The sequence below is a fragment of the Clostridium merdae genome, from assembly GCF_900176635.1.
In the GTDB taxonomy this organism is placed as follows: domain Bacteria; phylum Bacillota; class Clostridia; order Oscillospirales; family Acutalibacteraceae; genus Faecalispora; species Faecalispora merdae.
Genome location: NZ_FXLN01000004.1, coordinates 1,282,429 through 1,304,213, shown reverse-complemented (window position 1 = coordinate 1,304,213; position 21,785 = coordinate 1,282,429). Strand labels below are relative to the sequence as shown.

Sequence of the window (21,785 nt, the reverse complement as noted above, 5' to 3'; positions counted from 1 at the left end):
GTTTAGGGACTTGCACTTCGTTTGTCAATTGGAATTTGTTGTGAGAATAGCAGGTGCACTGCGCCCTGTTAAGGAATGCACCCAGAGAAGGTCATCCTTCCCAAGGCTGCCACACAAAATTAAGAATAAAGTATAGAGCAAAGGCGTTAGCAGCACTTGCAAAATAACACACTGATAGGGAAGCAGGAGCGAAAAAGGAGCGAATCGCAGCATTAGAGTGACGAGTAAAACGGAAAGTGAAGTACACAGTATCGGTTTTAACACCCAATCCATCATTTGAATCGGCACCTGTGTGACTTTGATTAAGCGATGGATACTAAGGCTTGCATTAAAAATGGTGCTGAAAAATACAACGGCTATGTACCCCTTCATTCCCCAAACGGGAATGAGGGAGTAAATGAGCACCACGCGCAGTGCGGAATCTGATAAATTGTATTTGAGGGAGCTCATTTGCTGGTCGAGTCCTTTTAAGATGCTGTCTACAATACCGTCTAGGTACATGAGCGGAACCAGCGGTGCCAGAATGCGAAGCAAAATTCCCGTTTGCTCGTTCTTATAAAAGGTAAGCCCTATGTCACGTGAAAAGCCAAGAAAAATGCCCATGATTAAAAAGGAGAAGAGTAAGGTCATTTGCATGGCACGCCCAGTTGCACGAGCAATGGTACGCTCTTTGCCAGAGGCATTGGCTTCTGCCATTTCAGGGATTAGAAGTGCTGCCAAAGCAGAAAGAAGCGCCGCAGGGAAATAGAGAACCGGCATCACCATTCCTTGAATCACACCGTACTGTGCCATTGCGCTCAACGCATTGGAGCCGTTCTTTCGCAGTCCGGAGGGGATAAGCAGATTTTCTACTGCATTTAAGATATTGCGGGCGGTGTAACCGGTCATGGAGGGGAGAGCAATGCGTAAAATTCCCCACAACGCTCCCTTGCCGCGTGATCGGTGGCGGCGCAGGCGGCGAATGTCCCAAAAGTAAAGAATACCGTTAAATAGGCAAGATACCATTTCACCTGCAGTGGAACCCAGCATCAAAATGAGGCAGGCACCCTCCAATGTTTGAGGAGCTAGGAGGGCAAACAGTGCCACGGCAATGCCAATGGTGGCAAGTTGCTCTAAAATCTCTGCGGTAGCAGGGCGCAGTGCTTTGCGCATAGCAATAAAATAGCCGCGTAAGCTGGCAGAGATAGCCATGAAGGGCAGGCCGGGTGCCAGCATTTGCAGCGGGCGGGCGGCAGCTGGCTCATTGAGCAGAAACTCTGCAATGGGCTGAGCGAGGAATAACAGTACCGCCATGGCGGCAAGACTTAAGGTAAGCGAGCAGGCAATTCCTTTTCGAACAGCGCCCTTTGCGTAGCCGGGGTCTTCCTTCGCCATAGCTTCGGCTACCAGCCGGGTAACGGCTAGGCTGATGCCAGAGGTAGAAATGGTAATCGCTAAAATAAATACAGAGAAAATCAGCTGGTAAAGGCCAAGCCCCGCCGCCCCAATGCGATCCGTAATAAACACGCGGTACCCAATGTTCAGCATCCGCATAAAGAGCGAGCCGGCTGTTAAGATTAAGGTGTTAATTAGAAACTTGCGTTTATTCATAAGGTAAAGCACCAATCCTGTTCTCTATAAATTCCGTAGGCGTATGGTCAAATGTATTCGTACGCCCGGGAAAAATATGTACAATTCCTGCACAATCGTGTACAATAAGGTGCAGAACAGAAAGGGGAACCGTATAAAATGGAATGGACCGAAGTAACCATCACCGTGCCAGCCAATTGTGTGGATGTGGCAGGCGACATTGCCCAAATGGTAGTGCCCTACGGTATTTATATTGAAGATTATTCAAACTTAGAGCAGGAAGCGTGGGATATTGCTCACATAGACCTGATTGATGAGGATTTATTAAAGAAAGACCGCACCAAGGCACTGGTGCATGTGTATATTGACCCAAAGGAAAACCCCTCAGAAGCCGTGGCGTTTTTAAGCGAGCGCTACCGTGCCGAAGGAATTGATTTTACTATTGATACCGGTTCTTGCCTCGAAGAGGACTGGATTAATAACTGGAAGAAATACTTTAAGCCAATGCCCGTGGGAAACCGCCTGTTAATTCGCCCAACTTGGGAAGACGAATACGATGCTGGCGACCGTGCAGTGCTTCACCTCGAACCCGGTGTAGCGTTTGGAACCGGAACGCATGAAACCACCCGTTTGTGCATGGAGCTGTTGGAGGACTACATTACACCCGGCAGTGAAATGCTCGACGTAGGCTGTGGCAGCGGAATTTTATCGATTGCGGCTCTTTTGCTGGGGGCAAAGCATGCCATTGGGGTAGATATTGATGAGGCGGGCGTTCGTACCGCAATTGAGAACGCACGTATAAACGGTATGGAAGAACGCTTTACCGGTATTCACGGCAATCTCACAGACAAGGTAAGCGGTCAATTCGATGTGGTCGCTGCCAACATTGTAGCCGACGTAATCATTTTGCTGACGAACGATATTCGTCAGTTCCTAAAGCCCGATGCTGTGTATCTTATCAGTGGCATTATTGATACGCGCGAGCAGGATGTTCTTGCCGCCATTGAGAAGGATTTTGAAATTCTTCAGCGTCGGGAAGAAAAAGGCTGGGTAGCGATGGCTCTTCGAGCAAAAGAATAACTTTTACAAGTTGCTACTCGTGGTAGATTTTAAATAGCAAAGGCACGTTTCTATTACTAGAAACGTGCCTTTTTATACTTTATGTATATAAACGTTGATAGAATTACAAGATTAATGACGTGTACTCAAAAGTTCTAAAGATTTTTCTCGCAGTTCTTCTGTGGCACTGCGGGGGTCAGCGGCTTTCATAATGGCAGATACAACCGAAATTCCGGCAATTGGTATTCCTTTTAGAATGTCACAATTATTGGCATTCAGCCCGCCGATTGCCACCACAGGAATAGAAACACTGCGGCAAATATCATCAAGTGTGCGAACGGGCGTTAAAACGGTTTTTACCTTTGTAGTGGTGGGGTAAATGGCCCCAACTCCAAGGTAATTGGCTCCTTCCTTGGCGGCTTGCTGTGCCTGCTCCACCGTCTTTGCGGTTGCACCCACAATTTTATCAGAGCCAAGAATCGCACGAGTACAAGCAACGGGAAGGTCGCTTTGCCCCACGTGCACGCCCGCCGCATCTACTGCCGCGGCAATGTCTACCCTGTCGTTAATCAGAAGAGGAATATTATAACGGTCACTGATGAGTTTTACTTTTTGCGCCAGATGATAAAAATCACGGCTGGTTTTTTCTTTCTCCCGAATTTGCAGCAGGGTAACCCCTCCCTGGCAGGCGAGTTCAATCTTTTCGAGAAAGATGGACTCATCGATTCCCGTGCTGTCGGTCACAAGGTAAACGGTAAGATCAAGCATGGTGTATCCTCCCTTTCTGAATGGTAATATTCATTGCATTTTCAAGCTGTGTATCAGTAACAAGGTGTAAAAAATCCATGAAACGAAGAAAGAAGCTTGCGGGTCCCGGCTGCCCCTCCTGCGCCAGCTCTCCGCAAATGTTTAGGTACGAAATTGCCAGAATCGCAGCGGCAAAAGGCTCCCCCGCAGAAAGAAAACCAGCAGTGAGTGCGCCGAGCATACACCCGGTTCCTGTAAGTAGAGACATGCTTTCACAACCGTTTTTTAATATAGCGGCAGTTGTTCCGTTCGTTACAATGTCGATAGCTCCTGTGCAGGCAATCACAGCGCCGGTGTCAATCGAAAGCTGATGGAGTGCGGCAATGTGTTCCTCCAGCGTTTCTTCACGAACACGGTCTTCTTCGCCTGCATCAACGCCCTTAGCGTGGCTTTCGAAACCGGAGAGAGCCTTTAGCTCGGAGCTGTTGCCCTTAATGATGCACGGCCGGCACTCCTCAATAAAATCACGTGCAAAGTGAAGGCGCGGCTCACTGCATGCTACCCCCACGGCGTCGATCACACAAGGGATGTTATTTTCCCGAGCGGCTTTGCCAGAGAGCATCATCGCCTGCATGCGCACCTCATTGATATTCCCTAAATTAACGCTAAGTGCTTGTGCCTGCTTGGTAATTTGCGCGACCTCCGGTGGGTATTCCGCCATAATGGGTCGTGCTGAAATAGAGAGCAAGGCGTTGGCACAGTCTTTTATCACAATGGGGTGCGTAATGCAGTGAATGAGTGGTTTTTGTTGTTGCACTCGGTGCCTGATTTGCAGCAGCTCAGAGGTTTCGAATGTTGGTTTTGTGAGATTTATCATATACCTTCGCCCCCAATTGTTTTTGTATTACGGTGAGCATTCCTGTTTTCGCGAGTGCGTTTAAAAATACAAAGGCAATACTTCCGCCGATGATTGTACCGCCAAGGAAGAGCGGAATGTAAAATGCCCAGCCGATTCCCTGTTTGCCCACCAGCAGTGTCATTACTGGGTAAGAAGCAAGGGAGCCGATAATACCCGTGCCAATGATTTCACCAATCACGGCAAAGATGAGCTTGCCGCCAGAGAGCCGGTACAAAATACCGGAAAGTGCTGCTCCGAATATGGCACCAGTAAGAGCAAGCGGAGGGATGCCCATCAGGGTCATACGCAGAATGCCAATGGTAAAGGCGCACGCAAACGCATATCCCGGCCCCAGAAAAACAGCACACACAATATTAATAAGGTGAGCCATGGGGCACATTCCCTCAATACGCAGAATGGGGGAGATAACAACACCGATTGCGACCATCATTGCCAACATGACCAGCTTTAAAAAACGCGGATTTTCTTTCATACATCATTCTCCTCAACATAGAATATAGCCCATATTTCAGCTTCTTTTGATGAAATACAGATAGACCATATTGCGGGATTTAGCGGCGTTTCGGCTCGTAAGGGCGCAAAAAAAGACAAAGAAACAGCAGGCCGGTACGGCGCCAACGCAATATTGGCCGGTCGAAGCTTTATTGCTTCCTCTCAGCCCGAAACACGGGCTCCCTCGCTATTTCATTGTCTTTTTTACCGGCCTAGGGAGCTCCCCCTCTGCCGGGTACTTGGTTTGGAAATCTCCATTTTGCGGCGAATCAAAATGGGCGGCGCCAAGTAAGGCGCCGCCCATATCACATGTTGTGGTAACAGCATAACTCCCTACGTTGGCATAATCCAAATCAGGTACGAGGGTATCAGGTTCATTCCTTTTTCTCAGCCCGAAACACGGGCTCCCCTGTTATTTCCGCTTTAGTATAGCACAGCCCTGCGGGGCTGTCAAATCAAAATTTAGCGTTGTTTTAGGTTTCGATAGGAGGTGTATCGGTACCCTGCTGGTCAGCCTCAGACACCGGAAAGGGTGGGGGCGTTTCTAGCAAGCTATTGTCTAACTCTTTACTTTCTTTGCTGGAAAGCTCTGTTTCTTCCGGCTCGGGTGTTGGTAACAGTGGGAATGTAATCGAGGCGCAAAACAAATCGGCATCCGTGTGAATGGTAAAGCTGCCGCCGCAGGCCTCTGTAAAGCTTTTAGCAATAGAAAGCCCAAGGCCGGAGCCGTCGGTACTGCGAGAGTCGTCTCCCCGTACAAAGCGCTCCGTTACATCCGGCAGGTTATCTAAAAGATAGCGGGAAGTGTTTTTTACCTGTGTGATTGCAGTACCGTCTTTTACGGTGAGCTGAATGAAAACGCGAGAGCCCTCGAGGGAATACTGCAGCGCGTTACGAATCAAGTTTTGGAACACACGGTACATTCGGTTGCCGTCCGTTAAAATATATACCGGCTCCTGCGGTAAATCCAGACGAAGAGCCAAATGTGCAGAGGCAACGGATTCCTCCATATCGGCAAGTGTTTGCTCAATAAGCTTTTGCAATATCAACGGCTCGGGGTGCAGCTCAATGTTCCCCGTACTGGCTTTGGAAACCTCGAAAATATCTTGCACCATCTTTTTTAGGCGGTCAGCTTTGCCTGCCAGTATTTCAATATAATCCTGCACGTGTTCCGGTAAGTCGCTTTCCTGCCGTAGAAGGCCAATGTAATTGATAATTGAGGTAAGCGGCGTTTTAATATCGTGCGATACATTCGTAATCAACTCAATTTTCATTCGCTCTGCCCTAACCTGGTCCTCTACTGCGTGGCTGATGCCAGACTGAATCAAGTTTAGGTCTTCCGCCGCAGGAGCAAGCGCAGAGTCTTCATTAAGCAGAAGTGGTGGCGTTTCGGCACCGGCCTTCATTTCTGAAATACGGTCAGTCAGCTTTGCAAAGTCGGCTAACATGCCTGCGAAAAAGCGGGTGTACAGCAGCAGTACTACTAGTGCAGCTGCCGCAGTAATCCAAGCAGCAAGGGAAGAAGTAACGATACGATATACCCAGAATAAAATTCCCTCGGTAACGGCAAATAAAAGAAATCCACTAAACACACGCTGCTGAAAATGCTTTTTCATCTGGTGCGATAGGTACCAGCTTTTTGTACTGCGGTAACTGTTGTGCAAGTAAACTTTGTGGTTATAATGCAAATCGTTAACCAAAAACAGCACTGTCCAGAACAGGAGCAATAAAGGGAAGAGAGTTGCTTTTAGGTTATGCTTTTCCCAAAGAGGAACAGCGCAGGTGTAAACCACCCATGCAAAAAAGAGCATTTTAATTTCGAACCAAACTCCACTGCTTACTTGGGCGATTTGGCGGTCCACTTGTATCTTTTTATTTCGGTTAAACAAGTAAAGCACAAATAAAAGCAAAGCAAGAACGATTGCCGCAGCACTGCCAAACCAAAGAGCCTGCAAAGAGAACAATTCATCTGTTGCATTCGATAGTACGGCAGAGCTACGGTCAGTGCGAAGGTTGGGGGAAACGACCATAATCAATGAAAGGTCGGAAAGCCTGGGGTAATCCGACCACAAATCCCCGTCTTTATCGGCAAGTTCAGAAAAATAAGAGCGGTAACCGTCCGTATCAATCATAGCGTCGGTATCGTATACACGAGTACCGCCCCGCTCGATGACGAGACTGTCACCATCAAACAACAGCATAAAATTGTAACCGTCGGGAGCGCCCATTAGGTAGCTTTGCAGTAGCCGAGCATTGCGGGCGCTTTCTGGGTCGGTAGAGCCGGTGTTGCTGAGGGTGTTGCGGGAGTTTTCCTGTGCAAACAGTAATATATTTGCACTTTCCCATTTTAAATTGGGATACGATTTTGAAAAGGTACCTCTCTGCTCATCATCTGCCAAATCCATAAGAGCAGCATATGCTATTTCGCTTACATCTTTGCGAAAAGCATTAGTTTCTTGAGGGTTGTTATCAATTGCGGTATTGAGAGACTGCTTGGCTTGTGCCACAGCCGTTGAACCTGCCAAAACCGTTTGCACCGTGGCGCTTACCGCAGTAAACGCAATGCTGACACTGATGATAAAGCAGAGCCAAATGAATAGATTACTGCTTTTCCGGTTTGTCGATTTTGTATCCAATCCCCCACACCACCTTTAAATATTCGGGTTCCTTTGGGTTAATTTCTATTTTTTCACGAATGCGGCGAATGTGAACCATCACCGTGTTTTCAGCCGAGAAAGCCGGCTCGTTCCAAACCCGTCGGTAAATCTCTTCTGCCGGGAAAATCCGCCCGGCGTGCTTCATTAACAGCTCAACTATTTTTGTTTCGGTAGCCGTTAAGCGTACCGGCTCGCCGTCTGCGGTGAGGGTGTGGTTGTCCGTATCAAAGGTAAGGCGCCCAATTGTAATTAGGTTTTGCGACGTAGAGTGAATATCGCCCAGCGAGGTATAACGGCGAAGCTGCGATTTCACCCGGGCAACCAGCTCCTGCGGATTAAATGGCTTTGTAACGTAGTCATCTGCTCCCATAGAGAGCCCTAAAATTTTATCGCTGTCTTCCGATTTTGCAGAAAGTACAATAATGGGAAGATTGCGGCTTTCGCGAATCTTTAAGATGGCAGCAAGACCGTTTTGCCGCGGCATCATTACATCAATTAAAATAAGGTGAATGTTCCGGCTCATGGCAAGCTCTACGGCTTGAATGCCATCGTAGGCGCACAAAACCTCGTAGCCCTCTTTCTCTAAATAAATGGAAATGGCACGAACAATTTCTTTGTCGTCATCCACTACCAGAATACATTGTTTTTCCATCTTAGGTATTCCTCCAGACTGAATCACATTGGCATAGCCAGTTTTACTCTGCGCTATGTGGGAGCGGTACTGTAAAGCGGCATATATGTAAGCAAAATAGCACGTATAATCTAATCATAATACAAAAACCTAACAAAATTAAAGCAGTTTTCTTACAGCTCTCTTACGATTGTTTTGAGAGGCTTCCCTTTCATCAAAGAAAATGTTTTGATGAAAGTACACTTACTTGCGATGCTTTTTTATCAAGTGAAAACATGCGTAAAACAATTATAACACAGCATGGCTTTCTGTGTCATCCCGGCGTTTTTTGGTAATGTTATTGATTGGGAAAAAGTAATAGGGAAAAAAGAACAAAAGAAAATAAAAACCGCGAAAGCTTCTGTTACTTTTACATCTATCATCCCACCCCAAATATGGTATAATTGCGGCAGGCAGTTTGTTATGCTGCATTATGAATAAATAAGAGCAATATAAGACCGGAACAATGGTGTTCTGGCGCCAAATTCATGCAAAAGTCAGGAGTGTGTATTGCGCATGCAAACACCCGAGCTTTCTTTGATTCTGCCTGTGCGGGATGTTGAAATAGAATTACCTGGGATTTTACGCTCCATAGAGGAGCAGGTTGGCGACGCGGCAGCGGAGTGGATTATTGTAGACATGGGCTCGGAAGACCAAACGGTGCTGCGCGCGGTACAATACATTAAGGAAGAACGCCTGCACGGCTTTGTCATTCAAAATGGCAGAGAAAGCGTTTCTGCCGCATTGAATACCGGCATGCAGAAGGCGGCAGGGGAGTATATTACCTTTGTGTTTGCAAGGCGGCTGTACAGTGGGTACCTTGCTTCCTATATCGCGGCAGCGCGGGCAACAAAGGCAGATTTTCTCTACGGCAGTGTGGAGACTTCCGCTGAGCAGGGGAAGGGAAAGTCTTTGGCAACAGACGCTCTTTCTTGTGTTCTGCAAATGGTGCAGGGTCGCCAGCGGATTGATATTGCGGCACTGATGGTGCGAAAAGGGTTTTTAAAGCAGCAAAAGCTGTATTTTCAAGAAAGCTGCAGGCATGGTTACAGTGAGGAATTTATGTATTGCTGTTTGCTTTCTGGTGCAAAAACGGTAAAGGTTCCGGTACTTCTCAAGCGCAAGAGCGAGCTGGAGCTGTGGCGCCCAAAGGCTGCACCTGCCGGCCGCGAAATCTTTCAGGCGATAGAAGCGATGCTGCGGGTGCAGGCGGTGATTGAAAACCGCTGCTCGGAGAATCACGAGCTGTGCGATAGCTTTGAAGAGCAAAAGCTGCCCGAAACCGTAATGAATTGTGTCGATATTCTACTACGAGAGGGCCTCGGCTATAATGCGGTGCGTGGCTACCTGCGAGTAGAGGGGTACGACCGCCTTTTGGTGCAGGGCAAAAGAACCAGCCGTACTTTACGTGCTCGCATTCGGCTGTGGAAGCTGCTTCCGTGGATGTACCGCCCATCAGTTATAATTTAAAAAACCAGCAAGCCGCTAAGCTCGTGCGAGTTCTTTCTCGTGCCGGTTTAGGCGGCTTTTTCACCCCTGTTTTTAAGCTGCTCCAAGCCCTCCCATGTCTTGCCGCAGAGCGCAGAATATGTTATACTCTATGGATACCGTAGCATAGGAGGTTGCTTTTTTTGACAGAGAAGCTGATTGAGACTACGCGGGAATTAAACCGTGAGCAGCATATAGAAGAAGTGGCGCAGATTATGTCCATCCGTGCCCGCGGTGCAGTGCCAATGGCGTGCGTACGAACCTACGGCTGCCAACAGAATGTGGCAGACGGAGAAAAAATAAAAGGACAATTGGAACAAATGGGCTTCTCTTTTACAGAGGACGAAGAAGAGGCAGATTTGATTCTCTTTAATACCTGTGCAGTGCGCGAGCATGCGGAAGACCGTGTGTTTGGCAATGTAGGTGCTTTAAAGAACATAAAGCACCGAAACCCTTCTCTTCTAATCGCGGTTTGTGGCTGTATGATGGAGCAGGAGCATGTGGCGGAGAAGATGAAGAAAAGCTTCCCGTTTGTTAATTTGGTGTTTGGCACCCATGTTATTCATAAACTACCGGAGCTTTTGTTCCGTACACTCACAGATGGTCGGCGTGTGTTTGAGCGCGGCGACGACAGTGAGGATAAAACGATTATAGAGGGTTTGCCCATCCGCCGTGACGGCTCGTTTAAGGCGTGGGTAACGGTAATGTATGGCTGCAATAATTTTTGCACCTACTGCATTGTACCTTATGTGCGTGGTAGGGAGCGCAGCCGTAAGCCCGAGGCGATTCTCGAAGAGGTACGCTCACTCGTAAGTGCAGGCTACCGAGATATTACCTTGCTTGGGCAGAATGTAAACTCATACGGCAAAGAGTTGACTCCAGCTATCAGCTTTGCAGAGCTTCTGCGGCAGTTAGATGAGATTGAAGGGGATTTTCAGCTTCGCTTTATGACCTCCCACCCAAAGGATGCTACACGTGAATTGATTGATACGATTGCGCAGAGCCGTCATATTTCTCACCATGTGCACCTGCCGTTTCAGTCTGGCAGCAACCGGGTGTTAAAAGCAATGAACCGCAGCTATACGCGTGAAAAGTACTTGGATTTGGTGGCCTACGCCAAAGAGAAAATTCCAGATTTATCGCTTACCTCCGATATTATTGTGGGCTTCCCGGGGGAAACCTATGAAGAGTTCTGTGAGACCGTAAGTCTTATTAAAGAGGTGGAATTTACCTCGCTGTATACCTTTATCTATTCACCCCGTGTGGGTACCCGTGCGGCGGAAATGCCAGACCCCATTCCCTACGAAGAGAAATCCCACTGGCTTCGCGAGCTTCTTGCTGTGCAGGAAGAAATTGCAGAGAAGCGCTGCTCGGTGATGGTTGGTACGGTACAGTCGGTTTTGGCAGAAGAAAGAAGCCCCAAAACCGGGCTTTTGGCTGGGCGCAGCGGTGGAAATATTATGGTGGAATTCGCTGGTGGAGATGAGTTGATTGGCCAGTTCTGCCAAGTACGTGTAACGGCTGCCCGAATTTGGCTTTTAAATGGGGAATTGGTATAATCACCACTGCTCTTCCGTGATGGGTGTATTTAGACGATTCTGCGATAGCGCTTTTTTACGGGCATGCTAGTATCGATTCCCTAATAAGCCGCGAATAAGGCTTAGCTAGAGGCGAAAAGCAGCGCTTTTTAAAAGTGTTTTCGGTATGGATACAGCCGCCTTTCGGCGACGCAAAATGTTATGAAATTTTTAGGAGGTACAATACCATGGACGTTATTGAGATGGCACGCCAGCTTGGCAAAGAGATTCAAAAGGATGAAAGATACCTTGATTTTCAAAAGGCTCGCAAAGAGAGTGAAGAGAATGAGGAGCTTCAGCAGATGATTGCTGACTTTAACCTCAAGAGAATCGCCATTAGCCAAGAGGGTGGTAAGACTGACCGTGACGAGGATAAAATGCAGCAGCTCAACGAAGAATTGCGCACCACTTACGACAGTGTGATGAATCACCCTGCTATGATGGACTTTAACCTTGCCAAGGAAGATATGGATACGATGCTTCAGCGCATTAGTGCTATTATTAATGCTTCTGCGGATGGAGAAGATCCCGATTTGGCAGACTACCAGGCCGGCGGATGCAGCTCTGGCGGTTGCTCCAGCTGCTCTGGCTGCCACTAATCATACGCTTTGCTGAAAACACGTTCCCCCGCTATTTAGCGGGGGAACGTGTTCCACAGCTTTTATTTTAGAATCAGCAAACAGACGGGGGATGGAGAAATGGCGGATCTTTCGCCAATGATGAAGCAATACTTTGAGATTAAGGAACAAAATCCGGATACCCTGCTGTTTTTCCGGCTGGGTGATTTCTATGAAATGTTCTTTGAGGATGCAAAGCTGGCTTCTAGGGAATTGGAATTAACTTTAACGGGGCGAGACTGTGGACAGGAGGAACGTGCGCCGATGTGCGGTGTACCGTTTCACAGTGCAGAGAATTACATAGCGCGCCTGGTTGCTAAGGGCTACAAGGTAGCAATCTGCGAGCAGATGGAAGACCCCTCAGCGGCAAAGGGGCTTGTAAAACGCGCGGTCATTCGCGTCATTACCCCCGGTACGGTAATGGAAAGCAGTATGCTTGACGAAGCAAAGAACAACTTTATATGTTCGGTTTACGTAGGAGGAACAAATGCAGGCGTTTGCTTTGCAGATATTTCTACCGGTGAGTTGCATACCACCGAGCTTGCGGCAGATTCGCTGCGCGAGCTGGAAACGCAAGTAATAAATGAACTGGCACGCTTTTCTCCCCGCGAGTTACTCATTAACCCCGAAGCGTTGCAACTAACGGGACTTGGCAAGTTTGTAAAAGACAAGCTTAGTGCATCACTGGAGTGCTTGCCGCAGGAGGAAACGACCGGCGCAGAAGAGCTGCTAAAAGCGCAGTTCTCACCGGAACGGCTTGGTGACTCCGGCATTTTGGCAGACCTCTTAACTGCAAATGCAGTTAGTAATTTGCTTTTATACCTCAAACGAACCCAGCGCACAGGTTTGGAACGTATGGATACCATTGAACGGTACTCCGGCTCACAATTCATGGGGCTCGATTTATCGGCCCGGCGCAACCTGGAACTCTTGGAGACAATGCGTGGCAAAAGCAAGCGTGGCTCCTTACTCTGGGTGCTCGACAAAACCAAAACGGCGATGGGCAAACGGCTCATCCGCGTATGGATTGAACGTCCACTTCTCAATCCGGCACAAATCATTCGCCGCCAAAATGCGGTGAAGGAGCTTACAAAGGACAGCATGTTCCGCGATGCAATCGCCGAGCAACTTTCTGGAATCCACGATTTAGAGCGTTTGATGACCCGCATTGTATATGGCTCAGCCAATGCAAGGGAACTGCGCTCGTTGTGTGCTGCGCTGTCACAATTACCAGAGCTTCGGCAGCGTTTGGAGGGTGTTTCTTCCAATCTGCTACAAGAAATATGCGGGAAGATTGACCCGCTGAACGATGTTGCTGCATTGGTGGAAAGCGCCATCGTAGAAGAACCTCCGTTTTCCATCCGTGAGGGCGGGATGATACGCCCCGGCTACCACAGTGAGCTTGACGAGCTGCGAACCGATATGGGCAGCGGCAAAGAGATTATTGCTCAGCTCGAAGCGCGGGAACGTGAGAAAACGGGAATCCCCAAACTAAAAGTAGGCTACAACCGGGTATTCGGTTATTATATTGAAATTTCGAATTCGTACCGCGATAAAGTGCCGGACGAATACATAAGAAAGCAAACGCTCACCAATTGCGAGCGTTTCATTACACCGGATTTAAAGCAGCTCGAGGGTCGCATTCTAGGCGCACACGAAAAATCAGTGCAGCTGGAGGGTCAATTGTTTGAGCAGGTTCGTACCGCAGTAGCGGCACAGCTGGAGCGGGTACAAGCAACAGCCGCCGCCGTAGCACAGTTGGATGTTCTTACCTCCTTTGCGGCTGTTTCCGTTGCCAACGGTTACCTGCGGCCGGAAGTAAACCTCAGCGGAAAAATAAAACTAAAAGAAAGCCGCCACCCCGTTGTAGAGCAGTTGCTGGACGGCGGGCCGTTTGTACCAAACGACGTTGAGCTTGATCCTGACGAAAACCGTGTTGCCATTATCACTGGCCCGAACATGGCTGGTAAATCCACCTACATGCGTCAAATTGCACTTATTGTGCTCATGGCGCAAATCGGCTGCTTTGTGCCTGCGCAGTCGGCTGAAATTGGTGTGGTAGACGCTATATTTACCCGCGTGGGCGCTTCGGACGATATGGCCTCCGGACAGTCTACCTTCATGGTGGAAATGGCAGAGGTAGCCGATATTCTAAAAAATGCGACCAGCCGCAGTCTGTTAATCCTTGACGAAATTGGGCGGGGAACCTCCACCTTTGATGGAATGAGCATTGCCCGTGCCGTGCTTGAGCATGTAGCGGACAAGCGTTCTCTGGGGGCAAAAGCGTTGTTTGCAACGCATTACCATGAGCTAACGGTCATGGAGGAGCTTGTCTCCGGTGTGAAGAACTATAACATCGCCGTTAAAAAGCGTGGGGATGACATCACTTTCTTGCGCCGTATTGTACGTGGTGGGGCAGACGACAGCTTTGGTATTGAAGTAGCAAAGCTTGCGGGGGTGCCAAACTCCGTTGTGAACCGTGCCAAGCAGGTACTGCGTGAACTCGAAAGCGGGCGGCCGGTTACCCCCAAGGGAGCCGCAAGAAAACAGCGGGAAGAAGAACCCGCACAGCTTTCACTTGTGCCGCAGCAAGAATCCAAAGTGGTGGAGCGCCTGCGCACGGTAGACGTCAATACGCTAACACCCATTGAATGTATGAATGTACTCTTTGAGCTGAGTCGTCTCGCACAAGAGTGAAGGGATAAATGAACCGATGCAGGGAGGGAAATAGATGGGGAAAATTAACTTACTGGACAAGCACGTAGCCGAGCTGATTGCCGCCGGTGAAGTAGTAGAGCGCCCGGCTTCCGTGATTAAGGAGCTGGTCGAAAACTCTATTGATGCCGGTGCAACCAGTGTTTCCGTTGAGATACAAAACGGCGGCGCTGTCATGATGCGTGTAACCGACAACGGCAGCGGCATTGCGCGGGAAGATGTTCCCACAGCGTTCTTGCGCCATGCGACCAGTAAGGTGCTGCATGAAGAGGATTTGGAATCCATTGGTACTCTTGGCTTTCGTGGTGAGGCATTGGCCTCCGTTGCAGCAGTGGCAAGAATTGACCTGCTTACCCGCACCGAAGAAGAGCTTGCCGGAACGCACTATGTTATAGAGGGCGGCGAGGAGCAGGCCTTTGAGGATGCCGGCTGCGCACGCGGAACGGTTCTTACTGTGCGAGATATTTTCTTTAACACCCCTGCAAGAATGAAGTTCTTAAAGAAAGACACCGTGGAGTCGAACGCCGTTGCCGCAGTCATGGATAAAATCGCACTCTCTCATCCGGAGATTGCCGTTCGCTTTGTGCGAGATGGAAAAGAAACGCTGCGTTCCCCCGGGGATGGTCAGCTTAAATCGGCCGTATTTGCGGTGTTTGGCCGTGAATTCACCGCAGGGCTGATTCCGGTAGAATATGAATTGCAGGGCATAAAGGTCACGGGTTTTGTGAGTAAGCCCTCCCATGCCCGCCCCAACCGCAGTATGCAGCAGTTCTTTATCAACGGGCGCACCATTCGAAGCCGCACCGCGCAGGTAGCATTGGAACAGGCATTCAAAGGCTCATTGATGGTTGGTAAATTCCCGGCCTGCGTGTTGCACATGCAAATCCCGGTACAGGCAGTGGATGTAAACGTTCACCCCGGTAAGCTGGAGGTTCGCTTTATCAATGAACGCCCCGTGTTCGATGCGGTGTATTACGGAGTGAAAACGGCACTCACTAAGGGGGATTCCCCCAATAAAATAACACTGCCGGTAAAGCCAGAGCAAACCGAACCGCAACCCATTCGTGCAAGTGCATCCCCTCTGCCATTTGATGTGCCAGATACAAAGCCACAGCAAATTGCAATGCCAGCCATCTTTGGAGCTGCCACTCCGGCTGCTCCTGCACTTCATGACAGTGCATTGGAAGATCCGGTTGAAATTGCCGTGCCGACAACGCCTGCGTATCGTAGTGCAGAGGTATCCACCTCGCCATTTAAAGAGGGACGCAGGTGGCAGGATGCTCGTTCCGCTCTTCCGGTACATACCCAAGAAAAAGAACCTGCGTTAACAAGTCCTGAGCCGGAGGAATGGAGCATGTCATCGAGTGGCGAGGCAGTACCCGCCAGCACGGCATTTGTTCAAAGCTCCATAGAAATACCGAACCAAAAGACAACCGAACCACTGGAAAATGAACCGTCTGTATTACCCCAAACCGTGGAACCACTTGAAGTGCAGTCTTCTGTACCGGTGCAAGGGGATTTTCGTTACATTGGTCATGTGTTTGGTACGTATATCCTCTTAGAGCGTGATGGAGATGAAGGCGAAGAGCTGGTGATGGTGGACCGCCACGCGGCACATGAACGCCTTCTATATGAACGTCTTAAGGAACAAAGCGGAACGGCATTTTCACAAATGCTGCTAACTCCCGTTCCAGTTTTATTAGAGAAGAATGAATATGCGGCTGTTTTGGCTTCGCTGGAATTATGCGAAACAGCTGGTTTTGAAATAGATGATTTTGGCGGCGGTACCGTTCTGGTACGCAGTGCGCCGTTGTCGCTAACCGGGGAGGATATTCCCGATGCGGTGATGGAGATAGCAGGTTACTTGGTGCAGTCTCGAACAGATGTAACTACCGAGCACCTAGACTGGTTGTATCACAACATTGCCTGCCGTGCGGCAATGAAAGCGCATGACGACCGTTCCCCGGAGGAACTCATTGCTTTGGTGCGCCAGCTTGATGAAAACCCACAGCTACGCTATTGCCCACACGGTCGCCCGATTTCCATCGTGCTTACTCGAAAAGAGCTAGAGAAGCAATTTGGCAGAGCATAACGTTAGTGCAATGTGAAAATTTGAGAATTTAATTGGTACATTTTTTATTTCCAATAAATACTCCTAATCATGGAGAATGGAAACAAATGATGCTATTTTTTGAGAGGAGGAAGCTTATGCCGGAAGAAAAAATACCACTGCTTGTTGTGGGCGGCCCAACTGCGAGCGGGAAAACACGCCTTGCCGCAGAATTGGCGCTTCGTCATAATGGCGAGGTGGTCTCTGCGGATTCCATGCAGATATACCGCGGGATGGAGATTGGAACGGCAAAGCCCACTCCGGAAGAGATGCTGGGTGTACCGCACCATCTCATGGGCTTTGTAGAGCCTGGCAAATCTTTTTCAGTGGCAGATTATGTGGCTCTTGCTAAGAGTACCATTGAAGAGATTCACAGCCGCGGTAAGCTGCCGGTTTTGGCGGGCGGTACGGGGCTGTACATTCGCTCGTTAATCACCAACACCCAGTTTACCGAGGTAGACAATGACCCTAACTTGCGAGCGCAATTGCAAAAGCGAGCAGAGCAGGAGGGAGCAGAGAGCCTATTGCAGGAGCTCGCCGAGTTCGACTCCGAATCTGCCCAGCGTATTGAGCCACGCAATTTGCCCCGGCTGATTCGTGCCATTGAGCTATACCGTGTTACAGGAGTTACCATGACAGAGCATTTGCGGCGTTCCCGCCTTGCGCCGTCTCCCTATCATTCGTGTTTTTTATGTCTTGGCTTTCGTGACAGAGAAAAGCTCTATGAGCGTATTAATTTACGGGTAGATGAAATGTTCGAACGTGGATTGGTGGAGGAAGCAAAGCAGATGCTTGATATGCCCAGCGGTGCTACGGCAATGCAGGCAATTGGCTACAAAGAGCTGCTGCCGTATTTTCGTAGTGAAATTACTCTGCTACAGGCAAAAGAGACGATTCAGCGAGAAACCCGCCGCTATGCCAAACGCCAGCTTACGTGGTTTCGCAGGGAAGAGCAGGCAAGGTGGCTGTATGTAGATGAGTACCCGCAATGGGAAGAACTCTTTACCGCCGCAGAAGAAATTATGGGGAGGGAGCTGCATGAATAATCCGATTTTAAAACGCCTGGTTTCGGGCCTAATCGGCCTGCTGCTCCTTTTTTATATTGGGAATCAAATATACAATGCTAGTTATAGCGGCGTAAAAACAGAAACGGCTGTGTACGCCAATGCGGAAGATATGGTTCAAATGACGGGAACCGTCATTCGCAAGGAACAGCTTCTTCGCCAAAATGTGCAGGGGGTTCTCACGTATCCTTTGGGAGAGGGGGGTAAAATTGCAAAAGGCGGCGTAGTTGCAGAAATATACGATAGCGCAAAGGATGCAACTCAGCAACAGCAAATGGAATACCTCACCGCAGAGATTGCTCGCCTGCAAAGCCTGAGTAACCCGGGAGATACGTATGCAGCAAACCCCGGCTCGCTGACCAAGCAAATTAATCAAAGCCTTTCTGAAATATTAACCTCTTTGCAAAGCAAAGATTATAATGATTTGCCCTCGCAGAGAAATACCCTTTTGTACCGTATGAACGAGCAACAGGTGGTTACCGGTGTAACCAAAGATTTTACTGCCCGCATCGCAGAGCTGCAAAGCCAGCTCAGTGCAATACCCGCCGCCAGCGGCAGAAAAATGGGGCAGGTGAAGTCCCCGGTTTCCGGCTACTTTGTCAATGCGGTGGATGGATATGAATCGCAGTACAATTATGCCTCTGTAAAGGAGCTTTCCGTAAATGACCTGAAAGCAAAGAAAAAGCCGCAGGTTTTGGGCGGCGACGTCATTGGCAAGGTGTGCGAAGAGTTTAACTGGTATTTTGCGGCCGTAGTCAATCAAGATGATGCCCTAAAGCTTAAGGAAGGCAACCACGTCACCATTAACTTCCCGTTCGCAGTGGGTAAAACGGTTCCGGCTGTCGTGCTAGCTGTGAACCAGCCGAACCACCAAGGGGATGCCGCCGTTATTCTGCGTTGTTCTTATATGGATACTGGGATCGCTTCGGTTCGTGATGCTACCGTTCAAGTACAAGCCGGAACGTATTCCGGTATTATGGTTAGCCAGAAGAGCATCCATTTTGAGAAAATCACAAAGGAATTCAAGCAGGAAGACGGTAAGAAGAAAACGGTAACCAAAGAAGTGCAAGGCGTTTATGTGATGCATGGCAATTCCATTGAATTTGTGCAGGTGATTCCACTGATGAGCAGCGGCAGTTATGTAATCTGCAAAGAACTCAGCGACACAGATTCGGAGTGGAAGGAGCTTATGACAAAATCCTCCATACGGTTGTACGACGAGGTTATTTCAGAAGGGACGGAGCTATATGATGGAAAAGTCGTTAAGTGAAACGGAACAGGATTACGCAGAGAAAATGCGTGACCTGGAAGAGAACCTGAAGGTAGTTCGGGAAAATATAGAAGAAGCCGCCGTGAAATCCGGCAGAAGTGCGAGTGAAATTACCTTGCTTGCGGCTACTAAAACTGTGGCGGTTCCGGTGATCAACCGTGCGGTGGAGCTTGGTGTAACTCATATTGGTGAAAACCGAGTACAGGAGCTGTGCGATAAACTTCCCAGCCTTGCCCCGTGCGACCGCCAGTTTATCGGCCATTTGCAAAGTAATAAAATAAAATTTTTAATTGGTCAGGTAAGTTTAATTCAGTCTGTGGATAACGAAAAGCTCGCCAAAGAAATTTCGAGGCTCTCTGTCACAAACGGTACGGTAACCAATGTATTGGTCGAAGTAAATGTTGGGCACGAAGAAAATAAATCTGGTATTGTGCCAGAACAGCTCGAAGAACTGATGGTAAACATTTCCAGCCTTCCCGGCGTTTTGGTACGCGGGCTCATGGCAATCCCGCCCGTATGCGAAAATCCGGAAGATTCTATGCCATATTTTTCGAGGATGCAGCAATATTATGTTGACATCAAGGCGAAAAGAATGGATAATATTCACATGGATTTCTTATCCATGGGCATGTCGTCGGACTATGCTCAGGCTATCCTTTGTGGAGCTAATATGGTTCGAGTGGGCTCGGCTCTTTTCGGACCAAGGAAATATCAAATCCTTTAATATAATTAGGGAGGCAGTGTAAAATGGCCGGATTGGTTCAAAAGTTCAAAGATATGTTAGGCGCTCCTGAAGATGAGTATGAGGATGAAGAATATGTGGATGACCGTGCCGAAGAGATTATCTCTGGCTCGGAGAACCATGCAGATACAATTCGTGAGCGAGAAACAGTAAGGCGCGGCGGCAGTACTGGAGGCAGCAATAAGGTAGTGAATATACATGCTACCACGCAGCTGCAAGTGGTATTGTTTAAGCCGGAGCGGTTTGGGGAAGAAACCCGTGCCGTAGCGGACGAGCTGCTGAAAATGCACACCGTAGTACTTAATCTGGAAAATACCAATAAAGACGTAAGCCGCCGTATCATCGATTTTCTAAGCGGTGTGGCTTATGCGAACGGGGGTAAAATTAAGCGTGTTGCGGCAAGCACCTTTATTATTACCCCTTACAATGTAGAGCTAACCGGCGACGATGTGCTGGATGAGCTGGAAAACAACGGCGTTTATTTCTAATGAAGCGGAATTCCCCTGAGGAGAATGCCATACTAGAGGCAAGGCTTCTGGATGCGGTGCGTCTCTGTTCCCGGCGGTATGAGCCGGTATTTGTGGGCTTTCTCTCAGAAGCGGAGGCCTTCTTGGCACAGGGTGTACTGCGCCGGGAGGGCTTTTTCCACTATTTGTTCTGGGGCGGCTTTGATGGTGCCGAGCGTGTGATGTTCGGCGCGTTCCCCGAGTATTTAGAGCCGCAGCCCGAGCTGTTCCCCCTTGCCGCCGTTACCGCCTCTTTCCGTGAGTGTGACAAGCTCACTCATCGCGATTTTTTGGGTTCGTTAATGGGGCTTGGCATTACACGCGACACGGTAGGCGATATTTTAATCGAGCCGGGCCGCAGTGTTTTGTTCTTGCGGGAAGAGATGGCCTCCTACGTGCAAACACAGGTGGAAAAGGTTGGCCGGGTAGGGGTAAAGCTTACACCCGGCTTTCAGGAGCCACTGCCGGGTGGGCTTGGTTTTGAGCCGTTTTCTTCGGTCATTGCATCCCCCAGGCTCGACTGCGCCGCTGCGGCGGCACTTCGAACCAGCCGGGAAAAGGCGGCGCGCCTGGTGGAATCAGGTGGAGTGCTTTTGAACGGAGTGCAAATTTTGTCCGTTTCTGCTGTGGTAAAGGAAGGGGACCGCCTGTCCGTTCGGGGAAGCGGTCGGTTTATCTTGGATCAGGTCGGCCCCGAAACAAAAAAAGGCCGTGTGAACTTGAGTGGAAGAAAATATAGATAACAGGAGGTTTTTGTCGTGCTTAATCTCAACGATATTATTAATGTAAGCTTTCGTAAATCCAATTTTTCGGGCTACCGTACCGAGGATGTTGACAGCTTTATTGACCAAGTAAAGGATTCTTACGACCAGCTTTTAAAGAAAACCATGGAGCAGGCAGAGGCATATGAGTCGCTGGCTACGGAAAAGAAAGAGCTGGAGAAGAAGCTTTCTGTTCTGGCAGTAAAAATTGAAGACTACCGGCTGGAAGAAAGCGAGATTAAGAATGCTCTTGTGAGCGCACAAAAGCTCGGCGAGTCTTCCGTGCGGGAAGCACGCCATAAGGCAGAAATCATTCTGAAGGATGCCAACTTAAAAGCCGAGCGGATTCTCGGTGCTGCCAAGGCAGACGTTGTGGAGCAGCAGCGCGAGCTGGATGACCTAAAGAAAAAGGTCATTGAGTTCCGCACAAAGCTTCTAGCAATTTACAAAGAGCATTTAACTCTTATCGATGCAATTCCCAGCCGAAAAGAAGAGTTTTCGCATGAGGAAAAGCCCGCTGCTTCTGTATTAGACACCGAACAGCAGCAGGAGGAAGAGCCGGTGCCGGAGGCGCAGCATTATATGCCGGAAGAGCCGGTTGTTCACGCAGACCTGGAGCCGGAATACACCCCGGTATCTGAAAAAGACGATTTTGCGGTGGACGCAGCCGTATTTGACACAGAATTCCCAAGCCATGACCTGCGTTACGATGTATTAAAATTTGATGAAGTGGATGAATCCGGAGTATAATATATATATTACCCGCGTAGCGGGGCCGGAGTATTTCATAGACGGAGAGAGGACGGAGAAATCCGCCCTTTT

The 21,785-nt window shown here is 49.0% G+C and carries 18 protein-coding genes and 1 riboswitch; of the genes, 12 read left to right on the top strand and 6 right to left on the bottom strand.

All coding sequences use genetic code 11. The annotated features are described in order from the left end of the window. Nucleotides 1–24: 24 nt before the first annotated feature. On the bottom strand, nucleotides 25–1,590 hold the full coding sequence (locus CAN90_RS11885; protein ID WP_085834356.1) for an oligosaccharide flippase family protein: 1,566 nt from the start codon (nucleotides 1,588–1,590) through the stop codon (nucleotides 25–27). Between the two features lie 138 nt (nucleotides 1,591–1,728). On the opposite strand from CAN90_RS11885, the gene prmA reads away from it, so the two are divergent. After that, nucleotides 1,729–2,649, top strand: a complete 921-nt coding sequence (gene prmA / locus CAN90_RS11880; protein WP_187138333.1) for a 50S ribosomal protein L11 methyltransferase — start codon at nucleotides 1,729–1,731, stop codon at nucleotides 2,647–2,649. 111 nt (nucleotides 2,650–2,760) lie between these two features. On the opposite strand, the gene thiE is transcribed toward prmA, so the two are convergent. The 5 genes from thiE to CAN90_RS11855 all read right to left on the bottom strand — a co-directional run bounded on the left by thiE (nucleotide 2,761) and on the right by CAN90_RS11855 (nucleotide 8,095). Continuing rightward, a complete protein-coding gene (gene thiE, locus CAN90_RS11875) occupies nucleotides 2,761–3,396 on the bottom strand; it encodes a thiamine phosphate synthase (protein WP_085834029.1) in 636 nt (211 codons plus the stop codon). After that, nucleotides 3,389–4,252 (bottom strand): hydroxyethylthiazole kinase, encoded by an 864-nt coding sequence (gene thiM / locus CAN90_RS11870; protein WP_085834028.1) that lies wholly within the window; start codon nucleotides 4,250–4,252, stop codon nucleotides 3,389–3,391. The genes thiE and thiM overlap by 8 nt, the downstream gene beginning before the upstream one ends. Beyond that, the gene (gene thiW / locus CAN90_RS11865) at nucleotides 4,215–4,766 is read right to left on the bottom strand and encodes an energy coupling factor transporter S component ThiW (protein ID WP_085834027.1); all 552 of its coding nucleotides are present in this window, start codon (nucleotides 4,764–4,766) and stop codon (nucleotides 4,215–4,217) included. Before thiW ends, thiM begins: the two co-directional genes overlap by 38 nt. A 333-nt stretch (nucleotides 4,767–5,099) precedes the next feature. Further along, a riboswitch (TPP riboswitch) is annotated at nucleotides 5,100–5,207 on the bottom strand. Between the two features lie 52 nt (nucleotides 5,208–5,259). Next, nucleotides 5,260–7,422, bottom strand: coding sequence for a sensor histidine kinase (locus tag CAN90_RS11860; RefSeq protein ID WP_085834026.1), 2,163 nt, complete (start codon nucleotides 7,420–7,422; stop codon nucleotides 5,260–5,262). After that, nucleotides 7,388–8,095, bottom strand: a complete 708-nt coding sequence (locus tag CAN90_RS11855) for a response regulator transcription factor (protein ID WP_085834025.1) — start codon at nucleotides 8,093–8,095, stop codon at nucleotides 7,388–7,390. Before CAN90_RS11855 ends, CAN90_RS11860 begins: the two co-directional genes overlap by 35 nt. 534 nt (nucleotides 8,096–8,629) lie before the next feature. On the opposite strand from CAN90_RS11855, the gene CAN90_RS11850 reads away from it, so the two are divergent. From CAN90_RS11850 to CAN90_RS11800, 11 genes are all read left to right on the top strand, one after another. Further along, nucleotides 8,630–9,583 (top strand): glycosyltransferase family 2 protein, encoded by a 954-nt coding sequence (locus tag CAN90_RS11850; RefSeq protein WP_085834024.1) that lies wholly within the window; start codon nucleotides 8,630–8,632, stop codon nucleotides 9,581–9,583. Nucleotides 9,584–9,744: 161 nt separating this feature from the next. After that, nucleotides 9,745–11,160, top strand: a complete 1,416-nt coding sequence (gene miaB, locus CAN90_RS11845; RefSeq protein WP_085834023.1) for a tRNA (N6-isopentenyl adenosine(37)-C2)-methylthiotransferase MiaB — start codon at nucleotides 9,745–9,747, stop codon at nucleotides 11,158–11,160. A gap of 206 nt (nucleotides 11,161–11,366) precedes the next feature. Continuing rightward, nucleotides 11,367–11,777 carry a YlbF/YmcA family competence regulator gene (locus tag CAN90_RS11840; protein ID WP_085834022.1) on the top strand — a complete coding sequence of 137 codons (411 nt, stop codon included), beginning with the start codon at nucleotides 11,367–11,369 and terminating at the stop codon, nucleotides 11,775–11,777. A gap of 99 nt (nucleotides 11,778–11,876) precedes the next feature. After that, nucleotides 11,877–14,492 carry a DNA mismatch repair protein MutS gene (gene mutS, locus CAN90_RS11835; protein WP_085834021.1) on the top strand — a complete coding sequence of 872 codons (2,616 nt, stop codon included), beginning with the start codon at nucleotides 11,877–11,879 and terminating at the stop codon, nucleotides 14,490–14,492. A gap of 34 nt (nucleotides 14,493–14,526) precedes the next feature. Then, on the top strand, nucleotides 14,527–16,602 hold the full coding sequence (gene mutL / locus CAN90_RS11830; RefSeq protein ID WP_085834020.1) for a DNA mismatch repair endonuclease MutL: 2,076 nt from the start codon (nucleotides 14,527–14,529) through the stop codon (nucleotides 16,600–16,602). Between the two features lie 116 nt (nucleotides 16,603–16,718). Further along, on the top strand, nucleotides 16,719–17,666 hold the full coding sequence (gene miaA / locus CAN90_RS11825; RefSeq protein ID WP_085834019.1) for a tRNA (adenosine(37)-N6)-dimethylallyltransferase MiaA: 948 nt from the start codon (nucleotides 16,719–16,721) through the stop codon (nucleotides 17,664–17,666). Then, nucleotides 17,659–18,954 (top strand): biotin/lipoyl attachment domain-containing protein, encoded by a 1,296-nt coding sequence (locus CAN90_RS11820; RefSeq protein WP_085834018.1) that lies wholly within the window; start codon nucleotides 17,659–17,661, stop codon nucleotides 18,952–18,954. Before miaA ends, CAN90_RS11820 begins: the two co-directional genes overlap by 8 nt. Further along, nucleotides 18,932–19,678, top strand: a complete 747-nt coding sequence (locus CAN90_RS11815; protein ID WP_085834017.1) for a YggS family pyridoxal phosphate-dependent enzyme — start codon at nucleotides 18,932–18,934, stop codon at nucleotides 19,676–19,678. The genes CAN90_RS11820 and CAN90_RS11815 overlap by 23 nt, the downstream gene beginning before the upstream one ends. Nucleotides 19,679–19,701: 23 nt before the next feature. Next, nucleotides 19,702–20,184 (top strand): cell division protein SepF, encoded by a 483-nt coding sequence (locus CAN90_RS11810; protein ID WP_085834016.1) that lies wholly within the window; start codon nucleotides 19,702–19,704, stop codon nucleotides 20,182–20,184. Continuing rightward, on the top strand, nucleotides 20,184–20,945 hold the full coding sequence (locus CAN90_RS11805) for a YlmH family RNA-binding protein (RefSeq protein WP_085834015.1): 762 nt from the start codon (nucleotides 20,184–20,186) through the stop codon (nucleotides 20,943–20,945). The genes CAN90_RS11810 and CAN90_RS11805 overlap by 1 nt, the downstream gene beginning before the upstream one ends. A 15-nt stretch (nucleotides 20,946–20,960) precedes the next feature. After that, nucleotides 20,961–21,713 carry a DivIVA domain-containing protein gene (locus CAN90_RS11800; RefSeq protein ID WP_085834014.1) on the top strand — a complete coding sequence of 251 codons (753 nt, stop codon included), beginning with the start codon at nucleotides 20,961–20,963 and terminating at the stop codon, nucleotides 21,711–21,713. The last annotated feature ends 72 nt before the right edge of the window (nucleotides 21,714–21,785 follow it).

What these genes read in the sequence shown, in the direction of transcription:
- CAN90_RS11885 (WP_085834356.1), bottom strand. Translation starts at nt 1,590, where the DNA reads ATGAATAAACGCAAGTTTCTAATTAACACCTTAATCTTAACAGCCGGC.
- prmA (WP_187138333.1), top strand. Translation starts at nt 1,729, where the DNA reads ATGGAATGGACCGAAGTAACCATCACCGTGCCAGCCAATTGTGTGGAT.
- thiE (WP_085834029.1), bottom strand. Translation starts at nt 3,396, where the DNA reads ATGCTTGATCTTACCGTTTACCTTGTGACCGACAGCACGGGAATCGAT.
- thiM (WP_085834028.1), bottom strand. Translation starts at nt 4,252, where the DNA reads ATGATAAATCTCACAAAACCAACATTCGAAACCTCTGAGCTGCTGCAA.
- thiW (WP_085834027.1), bottom strand. Translation starts at nt 4,766, where the DNA reads ATGAAAGAAAATCCGCGTTTTTTAAAGCTGGTCATGTTGGCAATGATG.
- CAN90_RS11855 (WP_085834025.1), bottom strand. Translation starts at nt 8,095, where the DNA reads ATGGAAAAACAATGTATTCTGGTAGTGGATGACGACAAAGAAATTGTT.
- CAN90_RS11850 (WP_085834024.1), top strand. Translation starts at nt 8,630, where the DNA reads ATGCAAACACCCGAGCTTTCTTTGATTCTGCCTGTGCGGGATGTTGAA.
- CAN90_RS11840 (WP_085834022.1), top strand. Translation starts at nt 11,367, where the DNA reads ATGGACGTTATTGAGATGGCACGCCAGCTTGGCAAAGAGATTCAAAAG.
- mutS (WP_085834021.1), top strand. Translation starts at nt 11,877, where the DNA reads ATGGCGGATCTTTCGCCAATGATGAAGCAATACTTTGAGATTAAGGAA.
- mutL (WP_085834020.1), top strand. Translation starts at nt 14,527, where the DNA reads ATGGGGAAAATTAACTTACTGGACAAGCACGTAGCCGAGCTGATTGCC.
- miaA (WP_085834019.1), top strand. Translation starts at nt 16,719, where the DNA reads ATGCCGGAAGAAAAAATACCACTGCTTGTTGTGGGCGGCCCAACTGCG.
- CAN90_RS11820 (WP_085834018.1), top strand. Translation starts at nt 17,659, where the DNA reads ATGAATAATCCGATTTTAAAACGCCTGGTTTCGGGCCTAATCGGCCTG.
- CAN90_RS11815 (WP_085834017.1), top strand. Translation starts at nt 18,932, where the DNA reads ATGATGGAAAAGTCGTTAAGTGAAACGGAACAGGATTACGCAGAGAAA.
- CAN90_RS11810 (WP_085834016.1), top strand. Translation starts at nt 19,702, where the DNA reads ATGGCCGGATTGGTTCAAAAGTTCAAAGATATGTTAGGCGCTCCTGAA.
- CAN90_RS11805 (WP_085834015.1), top strand. Translation starts at nt 20,184, where the DNA reads ATGAAGCGGAATTCCCCTGAGGAGAATGCCATACTAGAGGCAAGGCTT.